The sequence below is a fragment of the Paraburkholderia caffeinilytica genome, assembly GCF_051027425.1.
Taxonomy (GTDB): Bacteria; Pseudomonadota; Gammaproteobacteria; order Burkholderiales; family Burkholderiaceae; genus Paraburkholderia; species Paraburkholderia caffeinilytica_A.
In genome coordinates, this window is sequence record NZ_CP186552.1 from 1,885,110 (window position 1) to 1,900,351 (window position 15,242).

Consider the following 15,242-nt stretch of genomic DNA (forward strand, 5'->3'; position numbering starts at 1 on the left):
ATGGCGGCGCACGCATTGACTGCATGCCAATGGCTCCTGTTGTCCGGCTGCGTCTCGGCTTCGCTCTATGCGATGCTGGCCGCGGTAGCCATGCCGTTCTTCGCGGCACGCCGCGTGCGGACCCCGGGTGGTGCCGGCGGGGCTTCCCTTCCTTTGCCTCCTTTTGCGAATGTCGGTGTCAGCGTGCTCAAGCCGCTGTGCGGCGCCGAGCCGCGTCTCTACGAGAATCTCCGAACTTTCTGCGATCAGCGCCACGCGCGTTTCCAGCTCGTGCTCGGCGTGTCGTCGCCGGACGATCCCGCGATTGCCGTGGTGCGCCGTTTGCAGGCCGCCTATCCGACGCGCGACATCGAGCTCGCGATCGATACGCGCGTGCACGGCAGCAATCTCAAGGTCAGCAATCTGATCAACATGGCGGAGCGGGCGTGTTATGACGTGATCGTGATTGCGGATAGCGATATCGCAGTCGAACCCGATTATCTCGACACCGTGGCGGCGCCGCTCGCCGATCCGCACGTGGGGGTGGTGACCTGTCTCTATGTGGCGCAAGGCGTCGGCGGCTTCTGGCCGCGGGTCGGTGCGCTATTTATCAACGAGTGGTTCGCACCGTCTGTACGCGTCGCGCATGCGGCGGGGTCGCGCCGCTTCGGTTTCGGTGCAACCCTTGCTTTGCGTCGCGCGACGCTCGAGCGGATCGGCGGTTTCGACGCGCTGAAAAACTGTCTCGCGGACGATTACTGGCTCGCCGAACACGTGCGCGCGCTCGGACTTAGCACGGTGCTGTCGCGCGTGATGGTGGCCACCGATGTCATCGAGCCGACTTTCTCCGCCCTGTGGCAGCGTGAGACGCGCTGGCTGCGGACCATCCGCTCGGTGAACCCGCTTGGCTTTGCATTTTTGTTCATCACGTTCCCGACGCCGTGGCTCCTTGTCGGCGCATGGCTCACCGTGCATTTCGCACATGGTCCGTTCGACGGCGTGCACCTATGGGCCGTGCTGGCGAGCGGCGCCAGCACGGCGGCCGGTTTTGCCGCGCGCATGCTGCTGCATCTGCGTTCCGCGCGTCACGAACGTACTTTCTGGCGCGACTTGCCGCTCGTGCCGTTGCGCGATACCTTGCTGGCCTGCCAATGGCTTGCGGGCGCGTTCGGTTCGCACGTGGTGTGGCGGGGCGCGCGCGTGCCGGTCGAAGCCTCCGCGTCGACTACTAAGGCTTCGACATTGAGTGTGATGGATGTCATGGAGACTTCGGATGGCGGCTAAGCCATGCGGCCTGATCGTCACCGCTGACGATTTCGGCCTGCATCCACGGGTGAATCTGGCGGTCGAGCAGGCGCACCGGCATGGCGTGCTGACGGCTGCGAGCCTGATGATCGGCGCGCCTGCCGCGGACGATGCGGTGGCGCGTGCCCGCGCGCTGCCGGCGTTGCGGGTCGGCCTGCATCTCGTGCTGGCCGACGGCGACGCGGTTACGCCGCGCGCGGGGATTGCCGCCTTGCTTGACGAGCACGGCCGCTTTGGCGACAACATGGTGCGGGACGGGGTACGGTTTTTCTTTCTGCCTCATGTTCGCAAACAGTTGGCGCGCGAGATTCGCGCGCAGTTCGATGCTTTTGCGAGGACGGGGTTGGCGCTCGATCACGTCAACACGCACAAGCATTTTCATTTGCATCCGACGGTGCTGGGGTTGATTCTGGAGATTGGCCGCGAGTATGGGATGCGGGCGATGCGATTGCCGTTCGAGGCTAGCGCGCCGCTGTGGTTGCGGCCGTGGATTTCACGGGTGCGGGCGAGGCTGGATAGGGCCGGGATCGTACACAACGATTATGTTGTCGGGATTGCCAATAGTGGGCGGATGGATGAGGCGGCATGGCTTGCCGCGCTTGCCGATTTACCTGGCGGGGTGGGGGAGATTTATTGCCATCCTGCCTTTGCCGGCGATCGGGTTTTGAGTCATGGGATGCGGGATTATCGGCATGCTGAGGAGTTGGAGGCGCTCCTGTCGGAGAGGGTCGCTGACGCGATTCGGGGGTTGGGGGTTCAGGTTGGGGGGTTTGGGGATGTGTTGAAAGTGTGATTGCTTTTTTGCCTGTTCGGCGGTTGGGTGTTTGTCTGGTCGGCGCGGTTTTGTTTTTATGCCTGTGGCGTTTCTTCCTTGGTCTGGTTTTTTGGGGTTTTTCCTGTCTGATTGTCTGCGACGCTGGTCTCTCCTTATCTGGTTGCCTACGGCGTTGGGCTTTCCTTGATCTGGATTTTTTGGTCTTTGGTCTTTGGCCTTTCCTTGAATTCTTATTGGTTTATTAGCGTCGCCCCTGTGCGGGGCAGGCACCTACTTTTCTTTGCCTGCTGCAAAGAAAAGTAGGCAAAAGAAAGCAGCTCAAACCGCTAATTCTTAAGCGGGTCCCCCGCACAGCCACGGTAGTGGCACATCTGGAATCTGTGCCCTCACACACTCCGCGTTCGTGACAAAGCACTCATGCTTCCCGCCTCGCACTACGTGCTCGCCGGAAGGGTCCATCGAGAACCAGAGGCTTCGTTTGAGTATGGTGGGGGCATCGGCTTCGCCTCGGCGGAATGCCGAATGAAGTGCGAATGCGAAACGCGGAGGTCGGTTTTATGAAGCGCGCGTCGGCGCGCGTAGCGTCGCCGGAAGTATGACGGCCTTGTCACGAAGGCCGAATGTGCGGGAACACGGATTCCAGATGTACCACTACCGTGACTGTGCGGGGGACCCGCTTAAGAGTTAGCGGTGTGAGCCGCTTTCTTTTGCCTACTTTTCTTTGCGGCAGGCAAAGAAAAGTAGGTGCCTGCCCTGCACAGGGGCGACGCTAATAAACCAATATCAATTCAAGGAAAGGCCAACGCCATAGGCAACCAGACAAGGAAAGCCCAACGCCGTAGGCAACCAGACAAGCAAAACCCAACGCCGTAGGCAATCAAACAAAAAAATCCCATCACCGCATACAACCAGACAAGCGCCGCGCAGGCAAAAAACCCCCTTTTAAATAACCTCCCTCATCAATAACTTCAAAACCACCGGCAACAACAACAACACCAACGGCAACTGCACAATCAATCCGGAAATAATGGCAACCGCCAAAGGCTGCTGCATAGCCGACCCTTGCCCGAGGGCAAAAGCAAGCGGCAGAAGCGCCAGAATAGCCGCAATCGTGGTCATGGCAATCGGCCGCAACCGATTCCGCCCCGCCGCGATCAGCGCCTCCTCAAACCCCACGCCTTCGTCCCGAATCAGCCCCTGCAACTCCGATACATAAAAAATCGCCACCTCGGTCACGATACCGATAATCATCGTCATCCCCATCATCGCGGAGATGTTCAACTCGATGCCGGTAATCCACAAGCCAATAAACACCGCGCCCGCCGCCAGCAACGGCATCGCCATCACCGCCAGCGCAACGCGAAAGCGTTCGTACAGAAACAGCAGCAACCCAAACACCAACGCAATCGCGGCGCCGAACACGCTCAACAAACCCTTGAAGGCAATCTGCTGTTGCTGGTACAAACCACCCAACTCGTAATACACGCCACTCGGCAACAGACTCTTGTCGCCGAGCGCCTTCTGTACATCCGCGATGGTCGAGCCGAGATCGCGGCCGTCGATTCGCGCCGTCACGGCCACCATCCGTTTGAGGTTGTCGCGGCTGATTTCCGGCTGGCCGGTCACCGTCACCTGATCGGCGACACGGTTCAGCGCGAACAGATGGCCGTCCGGTGCGCGAATCTGCAATTGCCCCAGTTGCGTATCGGTCAGCTTCAGCGCACCCGCCACGCGCACCCGTACGCCCACCGTCTTCGGCCCGGTCTGGAATTGCGTTGCAACGTTGCCTTCCACCATGTCGGAAACCGCCTGGGCAATCGACTGCGGGTCCATCCCCTCGGCCGCCGCGGCCTCGGGACGGATGTGCAGTTCGAGCGCGTCGCCGGCCGGGTTGATGCCGTCGTTCACATCCACCACGCCCTGGATTTTGCCGATTTGCGCGGCTACCTTGCGGGCAGTGGTGTCGAGCGTGTTCTGGTCGTCGGAGTAGATCTTGATCTGGACCGGTTGTGGCACTGCGGTCAGATCGCCGATCAGGTCCTCCATCAATTGCGCGAGTTCGATGCTCACGCCCGGCACCTGCGTCTCGATCTTCGAGCGGATCTCTTCCATCACGGTTTCGATCGGCTCACGCCCAGTCGATTTCAGCCGCACGAAGAAATCGCCCTTGTTCGGCTCGTTCAGATCGCCGCCGAGGCCGGCGCCGGTGCGGCGCGAATAGGTCGCGACATTCGGATTCGCGCGAATGATGCCTTCGATCTGCTTCATCAACCGGTCGGTTTCGGTTACGGACGTGCCCGGGTCGGTGTGATAGTCGAGCACGAAACCGCCTTCGTCCATGCTTGGCATGAAGCCGCTGCCCACACGCGTGAAGGCGAACGCGGCCACGACGATCAGCGGCAGCAGGCCGAGCAGCACGAGAATCGGCCGTGCTGTCACACGCTCGATCAGAAAGCCGTAGCGCCGGTTCATCCATGCAGCAAAGCGGGTTTCCTTGTGTTCCTCGGCGTCCTTCGGCTTTAGCCAGCGGTCGCACAGAATCGGCACCGCGAGCCAGGTGACAAGAAACGAAATGAACAGGGCGCTTGCCATCGTCACCGAGAGCGCCTTGAAGAATGCACCCGTCACGCCGGACAGAAACGCGAGCGGCACGAAAATGATCAGCGTCGCGGCCGACGAACCGGCAAGCGGCCGCGTGAATTCGAGTGCCGCCGTCATCACGCGGCCGTGGAATTTGTGCGCGCCGCCTTCGCGCATGCGTCGCACGATGTGTTCGATCATCACGATGGCGTCGTCGATCACGAGGCCGACCGCGGCCGCCATCCCGCCGAGCGTCATGATGTTGAAGCCCATGCCGAACACGTCGAGCAGCAGGATCGTCGCGGCCATCACGACCGGCACCAGCGCGACCGCGATCGCGGTGATTTTCCAGTTGCGCAGGAAGGCAAACAGCGTGAATGCCGCGAGCACCACACCGATCATGATCGCGTCGCGCACGCTGGTCGCCGAGGCGATCACCAGTTCGCTCTGGTCGTACCAGTTCGAGAGATGCACGCCCGCCGGCATCTGATGCTGGAAGTCGGCGAGCTTCGCACGGATCGCCTTGGCCATCGCCACGCTGTTCGCGCCCGGTTGCTGATAGACGTTGAGCAGCACGGCGTCCTGGCCGTCGGCGGTGACGCGCATCCATTGCGGCACGACGCCCTGGCGGACTGTCGCGATGTCGCCGAGGCGGATTTGCGTCGCGCCGTTGGCCGACACCACCACGTTGCGCAGTTCGTCGAGTTGCGTGATCGTGCTGTTGGCGATCACGAGATACAACTTGTAGTGATCCTCGATGCGGCCGGTAGCCATCAGCACGTTGCTCGCGCCGATCGCTTTCGACACATCGGAGAGCGAGAGCTTGTAAGCGGCGAGGCGTGCCGGATCGATCGCGACTTCGAATTCGTCCTGCGCGCCGCCCGTCACTTCGACACGCGCCACGCCTTCCACCGACGACAGCAACGGGCGCATCTGGAACTGCGCAAGATCGCGCAGCGCCGACAGCGACTGCTGTTTCGACGTCAGGCTATACGCGAGCACCGGGAACACGGTCGGGTCCATGCGCCGCACCTGCATCGAGGTGCCTTGCGGAAGCGTCGCGAGGATTTCGCTGATGGCCGACTGCGCCTGCAACGTGGCTTGCGCCATGTCGGTGCCCCAGTCGAAATTGATCGAGATTTCCGCCGAACCGCGGCTTGTGGTCGATTCGACGTCGCGTACATTCGGCACGCGCCGCAGCGCTTCTTCGACCGGCATCGTAACGAGCGTCGCCATCTGTTCGGCGGGGCGGTCGCCCGCGTCGAGCGAGACGACGGCGCGCGGAAACGCGACGTTCGGGAACAGCGAGATCGGCAGGCGAAACGCGGTCAGTGCGCCCGCGATCGCCAGCAACGCGATCACGAACAGCAACGAGCGCCGGTGCTTCTGCATCCATTGACCGAAATTCATCGCGGCGCGCCTCCGCCGGCCCGCACCGCCATGCCGTCCTTCAACTCATAGTTGCCGCTGACGACGAGGCCCTGCGCGCCGTCGATCGGGCCATCCACACCGTAGCGCTCGCCGTTCTCGACCTGCATGACCACGGCCACTCGGCGTGCCTTGTTTTGCGGCGTAATCTGGAATACGTAGGCGCCTTTGTCGTCCTTCAGCACGGCGGCACGCGGCACGACCCAATGCGTGCCGCTGCGCGTGGCGATATCGGCGCTGACGCGCGTGCCCGGAATGAACGCGCTCTGTCCGAGCGGGACGTTCGCGCCGACATTGACAAGCTGGCTTTGCTGATCGACCGATGCGCCGACCAGCACGACATGGCCGTCCGCTGCGGCCTTCACGAGCGAGGTGGACAGGCCGTGCAGGGTGACCGTGTCGCCGGCATGGATAGCAGGGGCGTCCGACGGCTCGACGCCAAGCATGACGTTCGCGCGCGCGTCCTTACCGTTACCGCCGGCCAGTTGCAGGATCGCGGCGCCCGGCTGCACCTGGTCGCCCTGTGCCGCCGATACCTGCAACACCACGCCGTCGAGCGGCGCCGCGATGATCTTGTTGCCGCTCGCGACGCCCGTCTGATTCTGCGCGGCGAGCGCCTGCTGCGCGTCCTCGGCGGCCTTGCGCGCGGTGGCGAGCTGCGATTGCGTGGCGAGCCCTTTGTCGTAGAGCGATTGTGTGCGCGCGAGCTCGCCTTGCGCCAGCGTCACCGCGCTTTTTGCCTGAGTGGCGGCGAGCACGGCAGCAGGGTCGGCTTGCACGACGAAGAGCGGCGTGCCGCGCGTCACGCTCTGGCCGGCCTGTACGCGCATCTGCACGATACGCGCGACATAGGGCAGATTGACCGTGGTCAGGTTCGATGCGGATGCCGCGACGATGCCATATGCACGTACCGGTTGCGCGATGACGGCGCGCTGCACCCGTACGGTCTGCACGGATACGACGGATGAGTCGGCGGCATCGGCGCCGGCGGAGGTGTCGGTTGCGCTGGCCGCATCGGCTGCATGGGCGCCGGCGCTTATTAGCGCGACGCAAGCAAGAGTAGTCGCATAAGAAGCGATGCGCGGCCAACGCGCCGGAAGTGGGCTATTTCGCATGTGATTCGGTGAATGTCTGAGCGGAAGAGAAGGCGTCGGGGATCGCGCTGCCCAGCAGCGCCTGCAAGCCGACGCGTTGTTCGGCGAGCGATTCGCGCAGCGTGGCGACGTCGACACGTTTGGTGAGCGCCGCGCTTTGCGCATCGGTGTACGCGCCGAGGACGAGATTGTGTTGCGCGTAGGCCGCGGCCGCGTGTTGCGCGGCGAGGTCGACATCGGGTAGCGCGGCTTCGGTCTGCTGCAATTGCCGCGTGAGAATCGCACTGTCCGCACGCATATGGTCGACATCGGCATAAGCCTGATTCAGGCGCGACTGATATTCGTCGCGCAGACGCTGACGTGTCGCTTTTTCGATCGCGACGTTGCCCTGATTGCGGTTGAAGATCGGCAGGCTCAGGTTGATCTGGAAGCCGCTGGTGTAGATGTTCGAGGTGTCCCGCGCACGCACGAAACCCACCGACAGGCTCGGAAACTGGCTAAGAATCGCCGCGCGGTATTTCTGTTCCTGCGCTTCATAACCCGCTTGCAGCGCGATCAGATCCGGACGGCGTTGCGCGAGTTTGGCGAGCGCGGCATCGAGTGTCGCGTCGGGCAGTTCGGTCGTGTCTTCGCTGCCTGTGAGTTGCAGTTGCACCTCCGGCGAGAGGCCGAGCAGGGTGTTCAGATCGTGATGGGTCTGCTCCGCTGCCCGTTCGGCGTCGGTATATTGCTTGCGTGCGTCGCTGTACGCGGTCAGCGCGGCTGTCAGCGTGTCGTCGGTGAGATTGCCGTCGCCATGTGCTTCGGCCATGCGTTCGTAGCGCGTGCGCGCGAGGTCGCGTTGCTGTTGCAATAGCGGCAGCGTGTCCTGCTGAAAGCGCGTCTTGATGAACAACTGCCGCGCCTGGGCGACGATCTGCCATTCCTGCCACAGCAGGCCGAGATCGGTTTTGGCCACGGTCGCGTCGGCGGATTGCCTGTTCGCGCTGCGCAGCACGATCGCCATCACGTCGATGCTCAGGCCATAATTGAACGCGCGCGTGGTGCCGGCCGCGCCCGGGTAGTCGCTGGACACGCTCAGTTGCGGGTCGGGCAGCAGTCCCGCGGAATATGCTTGCGCACGGGCGATGCCGAGATCGTCGCGGGCCAGTTTCAGATCGGGATTGTTCGCCACCGCCAGCATCGCGACTTCGTCCATGTCGAGGCCGTCGGCCGGATCGAAGCGATGTGCGGCCAGTTCCGGCAGCGGCATGGTCGACGGATCGATCTGGATGCGTTCGAGCGAGCGGGTGGAGGTGGAGGTATCCTGCGGCGCGAGCGGCGCGCGGTGATACCACGTGCACCCGCCTAGCAGCATTGCGCAGACGGGCACGAGCGCGCGCCACCGTGCCGCGGAGGCGGCCGCCGATTTAGCGGTGGACGCGGCGGTGAGTCCGGTCGGTCGCCTGGCTTCTGACGTGGCGGGTGATTCAGCCGCGAGCGGGGCGGCCGGTCCGGTGGGCGGCCTCGTTGCTGAGGCAGCCGCTGAAATAGCCGCTGCGGCGGCGTTGAAAACAGGCAAAATCCGGCTCCTGAGCAAAAGTGGGACAGCCGCGAGCGGATGTCGCAGAACAGGTGCCGATTCTGCTGATGGGGAGCTTAAGAAACGCTTAGCCGAAATTTAAGCGTCCCATAATCCTCCCTTCAGCGTCGCCTAAGCTTCCCATAAGGGGCTCATAAGGGAGCCTTAAGCTAGCGGGCCGGACAATGCGGGCAAACTGGAGAGAGGAGAGGCCATGCGTCTGCTACTGGTCGAAGACGACGACATGATTGCGGAGACGGTGTTGGGCGCGATGCGCCGCTCGGGCTACGCGATCGACTGGGCCGAAGACGGCCGCGCGGCGGAACTGTCGCTGGGTAACGGCGTGTACGACCTCGTGCTGCTCGATCTCGGCTTGCCGAAGAAGGACGGCATCGACGTGCTCAATGCTTATCGCAAGAGCGGCGGCGCCGCGCCCGTGATCATCCTGACCGCGCGCGACGCGGTCGACGAGCGGATTCGCGGCCTCGATGCGGGCGCCGACGATTACCTGATCAAACCATTCGACCTCGACGAGCTGGCCGCGCGGGTGCGCGCGCTGTTGCGGCGGCGCACCGGCCAGAAACAGCCCGTCTATGCGCACGGCGAGCTCACACTCGATCCCGCGGCGCACGAAGTCACCAAAGGCGGCGAGCTGCTACCGCTCGTGCCGCGCGAGTTCGCCTTGCTGCAGGCGTTGATCGAAGAGCCCACGCGCGTGTTCACCAAGCCGGAGCTGGAAGAGAAGCTATACGGCTGGGGCGAGGAGGTGGGCAGCAACACCATCGAAGTGCACGTGCACAGCTTGCGGCGCAAGATCGGCGCTGACCAGGTGGTGACCGTGCGCGGCGTGGGCTATCGTCTGAAGAGGTGCTGATGACGTCGATTCGCCGCTGGCTGCTGGGCTGGTTGATTTTCGGGCTGGCCGCGGCCTCGGCTGTGGCCGGCTTCGGCATCTTTCACACCGCGCGCGAAGAAGCGGGCGAACTGTTCGACTACGAGCTGCGCACGGTGGCGCTGTCGTTGCCGTCGAATCTGGCCGGTGCGGGCAACGGCGAGCATCGCAACCCCGACCTCGGCGATCTGGCCGACGACCGGGTGCTGATCGAAATCTGGGACCGCTCCGGAAAGCTCATTTATCACTCGATGCAGGAGCCGGCATTCGCGCGTTTGCCTGCGGGTTTCAGCACGGTCGAGCGCGGTGAGAATCACTGGCGCGCGTTCGGGCTGGAACAGTCGGACCGGTATATCCAGGTTGCGCAACCGATCTCCGTGCGCGAAGACCTCGCGCTGCAACTGGCGCTGCATACGTTGTGGCCGCTCGGCGTGCTGGTGCCGGTGACGATCGTGCTGGTGCTGCTGGTGGTGGCACGGGGACTGGCGCCGATCGGCGGCCTGACGCGCGCGCTGACCACCCGTTCGATCGATTCGCTGGAGCCATTGCGTCTGGACGGCAGCGTGCCGGTCGAAATCAAGCCGCTGGTGGAAGCACTCAACGATCTGTTGCAGCGATTGAACGTTGCTTCGCAGGCGCAGCGCACGTTTATCGCCGATGCCGCGCATGAGTTGCGCTCGCCGCTTGCCGCGCTGAAGCTGCAATTGCAGGCGGCTTCGCGCGATGGGTCGTTAAAGGGCGAGGGAGATGCGCTGGAGCGCGTCGAGGGGCGGGTCAACCGGATCATTCACCTGGTGCAGCAGTTGTTGACGCTGGCGCGTGAAGATGCGCATCCGGTGACGTCCATGGTGTCGGTGAGTTTGCGCCGGATCGGCGAACAGGCGGTGGGGGATCTTTCGCTGCTCGCGGAGACGAAGGAGATCGATCTCGGGCTCGTGTGCGAAGACGCGCGCGCGGGCTACGACGCTTATACGGTGCTGGCCGAGCCGCATGGGATGAGTGTGTTGCTCGGGAATCTGCTTAACAACGCGATCCGGCATACGCCGCCGGGTGGACGCGTGGATGTGATTCTGAAGCGGTCTGGCGAGCGGGTGGGGTTTGATGTCGTGGATAGTGGGTCCGGGATACCGGAGGCTGAAATCGAGCGGGTTTTCGATCGGTTCTATCGAGGGGAAGAGGCACAGGGCGACGGCAGCGGGCTAGGGTTGGCGATTGTGGCGCGGATCGCCGCGCGGCATCAGGTGGGGCTTTCCTTGCGGAATAATGATGGGCGGAGTGGGGTTTGTGTTTCGGTTTGGGGTCTTGCGGCGGTTGATGATAAGAGGTGATTTTTTTGCCTGTTCGGCGATTGGGGTTGTTTGCCTGCGCGGCGCTTTGTTGTATGCCTATGGCGTTGGGTTTTTCTTGATTTGTTTGCCTGCGTAGCGCTTGTTGTCTGTGTTTTTAGGGTGTTGGCCTTTCCTTGTTTTCTTCGTGGTCTATTAGCGTTCGCCCCTGTGCGGGGCAGGCACTTACTTTCTTTGCCGCCGCAAAGAAAGATAAGCAAAGAAAGCGGCTCACACCGCTAATTCTGAAGCGGGTCCCCCGCACAGCCACGGTAGTGGTGCATCTGGAATCTGTGTTCTCGCACACTTCGCGTTCGTGACAAGGCAGTCATACTTCCGGCGACGCTTCGCGCGCCGACGCGTAATTCATAAACCCACCCGCTGCGCTTTGCGTCCCCACATCTTGCTCCACACCATTGCTCGTCGTTGCGCTGCCACTGCGGCAGTGGCAGTGGCTCCGACGCCGGCTACAGCTACAGCTTCTGTTTCTGCTACAACTGGAACTGGAACTGGAACTGGAACTGGAACTGGAACTGTGGCTCTCGCTATGCCTATGCCTATGCCTATGCCTATGCCTATGCCTATGCCTATGCCTATGCCTATGCCTATGCCTATGCCTATGCCTATGGCGGTGTCGGTGGCTGCAACAGCCACAGCCACCGACATTCCATCCGAAGCGGAGGTGCGGACATGGATGTGGAGGCGCCTTGCCGAGGCAAAGCCGATGGCCGCACCACGTCCAAACGAAGCCTCAGGTTTCTCTGGCAGACCCATCCGCGACGCACGTAGTGCGGAGTGGGAGCGGATGAGCCCCTTGTCACTAGCGCTGAATGTGCAAGAACACGGATTCCAGATGCACCACTACCGTGGCTGTGCGGGGGACCCGCTTATAAGCTGGCGGTTTGAGTCGCTTTCTTTGCTTATCTTTCTTTGCGGCGGCAAAGAAAGTAAGTGCCTGCCCCGCACAGGGGCGAACGCTAATAGACCACGAAGAAAACAAGGAAAGGCCAACGCCATAAGAACACAGACAACAAGCGCCGCGCGGGCAAACAGACCAAGGAAGGCCCAACGCCGCAGGCAACCAGACAAGCAAAGCCCAACACCCAAAGAATCCAGATCAAGGAACCGCAAAACCCCCCCCTCATAATCACACCACAGCGGAACGCGACCCCCACCCCATTACCCCCTGTCACGAGTGCGTTCCAACACGCTGCTACAATCTTGTCTTTCTCGATTGATTGTGCGCTATGGGTTTCGAACAACTCGCTGAACTGAAGAAGCAACTGGCGGCGGCACGCGCCGAAGCTGCACCCGCGGCTAAGCCGGTCGCCAAGCCCGGCGCGAAGCCTGCCCGCAAGCCGTCGCCGCCGCGCCGCGCCGCGCCCGCTCCCAAGGCGGACGCGAAGCCCGCCGCCGACGCACGGCCCGTGGACCCGGTGGTGAAATCGATCGGTAAGCTGCAAAAACGCTTCCCGAACGCGTTTCCGAAGAACCCGGCGCCCAAGCTGCCGCTCAAGGTCGGCATCTTCGAGGACCTCGTGGTTCACGCGAAGGAGCTGTCGCTGAGCGAAGCCGAGTTGCGCGACGCGATCAAGACGTGGTGCCGCGGCAGCCGCTACTGGAAGTGCCTGGTCGAAGGCGCCGCGCGCGTGGATGTCACGGGCGGCGAAGCAGGCAAGGTCACCGCGCAGGAAGCAGCCGGCGCGCAGCGTCTGCAGGCGCATCGCGCAGGCAGAGGCGCAGCGAAAGCAGCCGCAGCGTCGGCTGATGCATCGGCCAATGCTGCTGGCGCTACACCTGCTTCAGGCGATGCAACTGGCGCTACGCCTGCTTCAGACAATGCTGTGGGCACTACGCCTGCTTCAGGCGATGCAACTGGCGCTACGCCTGCTTCAGACAATGCTGTGGGCACTACGCCTGCTTCAGGCGATGCAACTGGCGCTACGCCTGCTTCAGACAATGCTGCGGACACTACGCCTGCTTCAGACGATGCTGTGGGCACTACACCTGCTTCAGGCGATGCAGCGGCACAAGCAGCGGTCAGCCCGCAAGCTGACGCGCTCAGCCAGCCGCAAGCCACGTCGACGGAAACCCCGGCCGCCGAATCGGCCACGCCGCCGGCCGCACCGTCGGCCACCGCCGAAGCATAAAGAGTCCCGCCACCCCGCCTAGGGGTGGCCGCCTTGCGCCGCCGCGGTCAGCCGGCCGCGTACGAAGCCGACGTGCTCGCGCAGCACATAGAACGCGTCGGCGTATGCGAGCGGCATACGTAAGCGGTTAAGCGACGCTTCGATCTGATCGAGTTTTGCGAACAGCTGCTTGCGCTCCTCGTCGGTCGAGTCGCCGAATGCGCCACGTTCGATCGCAATCAGCGCGCCGTAATAGCGATAAATGCGCGAGCGCACGCGCCACCGGTACAGCGCCGGGATCAGCCGCATCGCCGGAAACAGCAGCACCGCCATCGGCAGCAACAGAACGAGTGTGCGATCGCCGATGCTCGCGAGCCAGAACGGCAGCGCGCGGTAGAGAAAACTCTTGCCGGTCTTGTAGTAGCGCTGTGCGTCTTCGCTGATCTGATATTCATGGGCGACCGGAGTCGGGAATTCCCCCGCGTGCTGCAACAGCCCAGCCGTGCCGTGCACCTCCTGCGCGGCCTCGATCAATAAGTCGGAAATGGCCGGATGCAGATTGGTCCGGGCCACGAGCTCGACCGTCGGACTGATCAGATGGATGGTGTCGGGCGGGACTCTGTGCCTGAGATCCAGTACGCCGGGCGGCAGATCGATCTCGTTGAGATAGGGAAAAAGGCGCGTATAGGCGCTGGCTTCGTCGAAATTCATCACGGAGATGCCGGGCACTTTCAGAAGCCGCAGCATCAAGCCGCGTGTGGCGGAGTCGCCGTTCAGGATCGCCGCGTCGACGTCGCCGGCCACGAGCTGCGTGGCGGCCTGCATACCATCGCTCGGAACCAGCACCGTGTTGCCGCCCGGTTCAATGCCGTTCGCCTCCAGCAGTTTGAGCGCCAGCAGGCGCGTGCCGCTACCTTCGCGGCCGATGGCAATCCGTTTGCCTTCCAGTTCTGAAAGCTCGCTCACGCCCGTGCCGCGATAGAACACCACCACCGGAATATAGAAAACGCTGCCGAGCGACATCAGGGACGAGGTATCGAGACCGTCGGCCACGCCGCCTTGCACGAGCGCGAGATCGACATGCTGCTTCGGGTCCAGCAGACGATGCAGATTCTGCACCGAGCCGTCGGATTCCAGCACCTTCAGCGTGATGCCGTTGCGGGCGAGAATCGTCTTGTACCGATTTGCGGCGACCAGGAACGAACTGTCGTGGGGGCCCGCGCTGATCGTGATGGTTTTCGGCGGCGCCGGATCGACCAGCCAGACGATCAGCGTGATCATCAGCACGAACAGCGCGGCCACGATGACGTAAGGCAAGGTGTGATCGCGCCACTCCGCATGCGAATCGTCGCCGGGAAAGTGCGGAGGACGCGGACGATGCGCTTTCATGGACACTCCGTGCAGATGGCCGGGATAACGCATTGTCTACTGTCCGTAGCGGGTTTGCCGTTGGCAGTTTGCTCTATTGACCGCGGCTGGCCGCCGGACCATCGGGCGGCGAGTGAAGTCCCGCCATTGCGGTGCCGTGGCGCTGCAGCGGATGCGCGTGCTGCACGCAGGTGAAATGTCCGGCATAAGCAGCGCTTTGCCGATCAGGACACGCGATAGGCCGTGGCATAATCCACCACAGCTTCTAAACGTGTCGCCGGGCGCATCTTGAGTCGTTTCCATCGGAAGATTGGCAGTTGGCTGGGATTGTTTGCGATCCTGATGGCCACGCTCGCGCCGACGATCTCGCATTCGCTCGCTGCACGCAGCGGCGATGAAATCCGAAGGGAAGCCGGGCTCTGCTCGACATCGTCGAAGGCGTCCGGGCTGGAAGTGGACGCCATGTCCTCGATGCTTTCCATGTCCTTCATGCCCTCGATGCAGGATCAGGCCTCGGGCGATACCAGCGGCAAACACACGCACGCTGCCACGTCCGGCGGCGACGCCTGCGGCTATTGCAGTCTGCTCGCCCACATGCCCGTGGTGCCGAGCGTCGAGGCGCTGTTCTCCGTCACCGTCCGCGCGCTTCAGCACACCGTCGCCACCCGCTTCGAGAGCGTTCGCCGCGTCGAACCGCTCACATTCGCGCAGCCTCGCGCGCCGCCGTTCGTTTCCTGATTCGAGTCACACCGGCGCGATGCCATGACCGCATCGCGATGCCGCTGCACGTGCGTCTATCGACGCGC

The 15,242-nt window shown here is 63.0% G+C and carries 10 protein-coding genes and 1 pseudogene; 7 read left to right on the plus strand and 4 right to left on the minus strand.

Going from position 1 to position 15,242, the window contains the following annotated elements:
- Together hpnI and hpnK are read left to right on the plus strand one after the other, a co-directional pair.
- Entirely contained in the window at positions 1 to 1,263 is a 1,263-nt protein-coding gene (hpnI, locus tag ACOSV0_RS08295; RefSeq protein WP_434109814.1) for a bacteriohopanetetrol glucosamine biosynthesis glycosyltransferase HpnI, read from the plus strand.
- Positions 1,253 to 2,077: a hopanoid biosynthesis-associated protein HpnK gene (gene hpnK, locus ACOSV0_RS08300; protein ID WP_434109816.1), complete on the plus strand. Its 825-nt coding sequence runs from the start codon at positions 1,253 to 1,255 to the stop codon at positions 2,075 to 2,077. Before hpnI ends, hpnK begins: the two co-directional genes overlap by 11 nt.
- A 924-nt stretch (positions 2,078 to 3,001) precedes the next feature.
- Here hpnK and ACOSV0_RS08305 read toward each other — a convergent pair.
- From ACOSV0_RS08305 to ACOSV0_RS08315, 3 genes are read right to left on the minus strand one after another with little or no spacing between them, the layout of a single operon-like run.
- Positions 3,002 to 6,049, minus strand: a complete 3,048-nt coding sequence (locus ACOSV0_RS08305; protein WP_434109817.1) for an efflux RND transporter permease subunit — start codon at positions 6,047 to 6,049, stop codon at positions 3,002 to 3,004.
- Complete coding sequence (locus ACOSV0_RS08310) at positions 6,046 to 7,182, minus strand: efflux RND transporter periplasmic adaptor subunit (protein WP_434109818.1); 1,137 nt, start codon at positions 7,180 to 7,182, stop codon at positions 6,046 to 6,048. The genes ACOSV0_RS08305 and ACOSV0_RS08310 overlap by 4 nt, the downstream gene beginning before the upstream one ends.
- Positions 7,172 to 8,518 (minus strand): TolC family protein, encoded by a 1,347-nt coding sequence (locus tag ACOSV0_RS08315; RefSeq protein WP_434110212.1) that lies wholly within the window; start codon positions 8,516 to 8,518, stop codon positions 7,172 to 7,174. Before ACOSV0_RS08315 ends, ACOSV0_RS08310 begins: the two co-directional genes overlap by 11 nt.
- A 418-nt stretch (positions 8,519 to 8,936) precedes the next feature.
- Between ACOSV0_RS08315 and ACOSV0_RS08320 the strand changes: the two genes are divergently transcribed.
- The 4 genes and pseudogenes from ACOSV0_RS08320 to ACOSV0_RS08335 form a co-directional block, all read left to right on the plus strand.
- Positions 8,937 to 9,596 carry a response regulator gene (locus ACOSV0_RS08320; RefSeq protein ID WP_434109819.1) on the plus strand — a complete coding sequence of 220 codons (660 nt, stop codon included), beginning with the start codon at positions 8,937 to 8,939 and terminating at the stop codon, positions 9,594 to 9,596.
- Positions 9,596 to 10,942 (plus strand): ATP-binding protein, encoded by a 1,347-nt coding sequence (locus tag ACOSV0_RS08325; RefSeq protein WP_434109820.1) that lies wholly within the window; start codon positions 9,596 to 9,598, stop codon positions 10,940 to 10,942. The genes ACOSV0_RS08320 and ACOSV0_RS08325 overlap by 1 nt, the downstream gene beginning before the upstream one ends.
- A 423-nt stretch (positions 10,943 to 11,365) precedes the next feature.
- Positions 11,366 to 11,728, plus strand: a complete 363-nt coding sequence (locus tag ACOSV0_RS08330; RefSeq protein ID WP_434109821.1) for a hypothetical protein — start codon at positions 11,366 to 11,368, stop codon at positions 11,726 to 11,728.
- A gap of 458 nt (positions 11,729 to 12,186) precedes the next feature.
- Positions 12,187 to 12,933 (plus strand): annotated as a pseudogene (locus ACOSV0_RS08335) (ProQ/FinO family protein); the annotation flags it as partial.
- Between the two features lie 174 nt (positions 12,934 to 13,107).
- Here ACOSV0_RS08335 and ACOSV0_RS08340 read toward each other — a convergent pair.
- Positions 13,108 to 14,457 carry a TAXI family TRAP transporter solute-binding subunit gene (locus tag ACOSV0_RS08340; RefSeq protein ID WP_434109822.1) on the minus strand — a complete coding sequence of 450 codons (1,350 nt, stop codon included), beginning with the start codon at positions 14,455 to 14,457 and terminating at the stop codon, positions 13,108 to 13,110.
- Between the two features lie 264 nt (positions 14,458 to 14,721).
- Here ACOSV0_RS08340 and ACOSV0_RS08345 point away from each other — a divergent pair, with 264 nt between their 5' ends.
- A complete protein-coding gene (locus tag ACOSV0_RS08345) occupies positions 14,722 to 15,174 on the plus strand; it encodes a DUF2946 domain-containing protein (protein WP_434110213.1) in 453 nt (150 codons plus the stop codon).
- The last annotated feature ends 68 nt before the right edge of the window (positions 15,175 to 15,242 follow it).

What these genes read in the sequence shown, in the direction of transcription:
- hpnI (WP_434109814.1), top strand. Translation starts at nt 1, where the DNA reads ATGGCGGCGCACGCATTGACTGCATGCCAATGGCTCCTGTTGTCCGGC.
- hpnK (WP_434109816.1), top strand. Translation starts at nt 1,253, where the DNA reads ATGGCGGCTAAGCCATGCGGCCTGATCGTCACCGCTGACGATTTCGGC.
- ACOSV0_RS08305 (WP_434109817.1), bottom strand. Translation starts at nt 6,049, where the DNA reads ATGAATTTCGGTCAATGGATGCAGAAGCACCGGCGCTCGTTGCTGTTC.
- ACOSV0_RS08310 (WP_434109818.1), bottom strand. Translation starts at nt 7,182, where the DNA reads ATGCGAAATAGCCCACTTCCGGCGCGTTGGCCGCGCATCGCTTCTTAT.
- ACOSV0_RS08315 (WP_434110212.1), bottom strand. Translation starts at nt 8,518, where the DNA reads ATGCTGCTAGGCGGGTGCACGTGGTATCACCGCGCGCCGCTCGCGCCG.
- ACOSV0_RS08320 (WP_434109819.1), top strand. Translation starts at nt 8,937, where the DNA reads ATGCGTCTGCTACTGGTCGAAGACGACGACATGATTGCGGAGACGGTG.
- ACOSV0_RS08325 (WP_434109820.1), top strand. Translation starts at nt 9,596, where the DNA reads ATGACGTCGATTCGCCGCTGGCTGCTGGGCTGGTTGATTTTCGGGCTG.
- ACOSV0_RS08340 (WP_434109822.1), bottom strand. Translation starts at nt 14,457, where the DNA reads ATGAAAGCGCATCGTCCGCGTCCTCCGCACTTTCCCGGCGACGATTCG.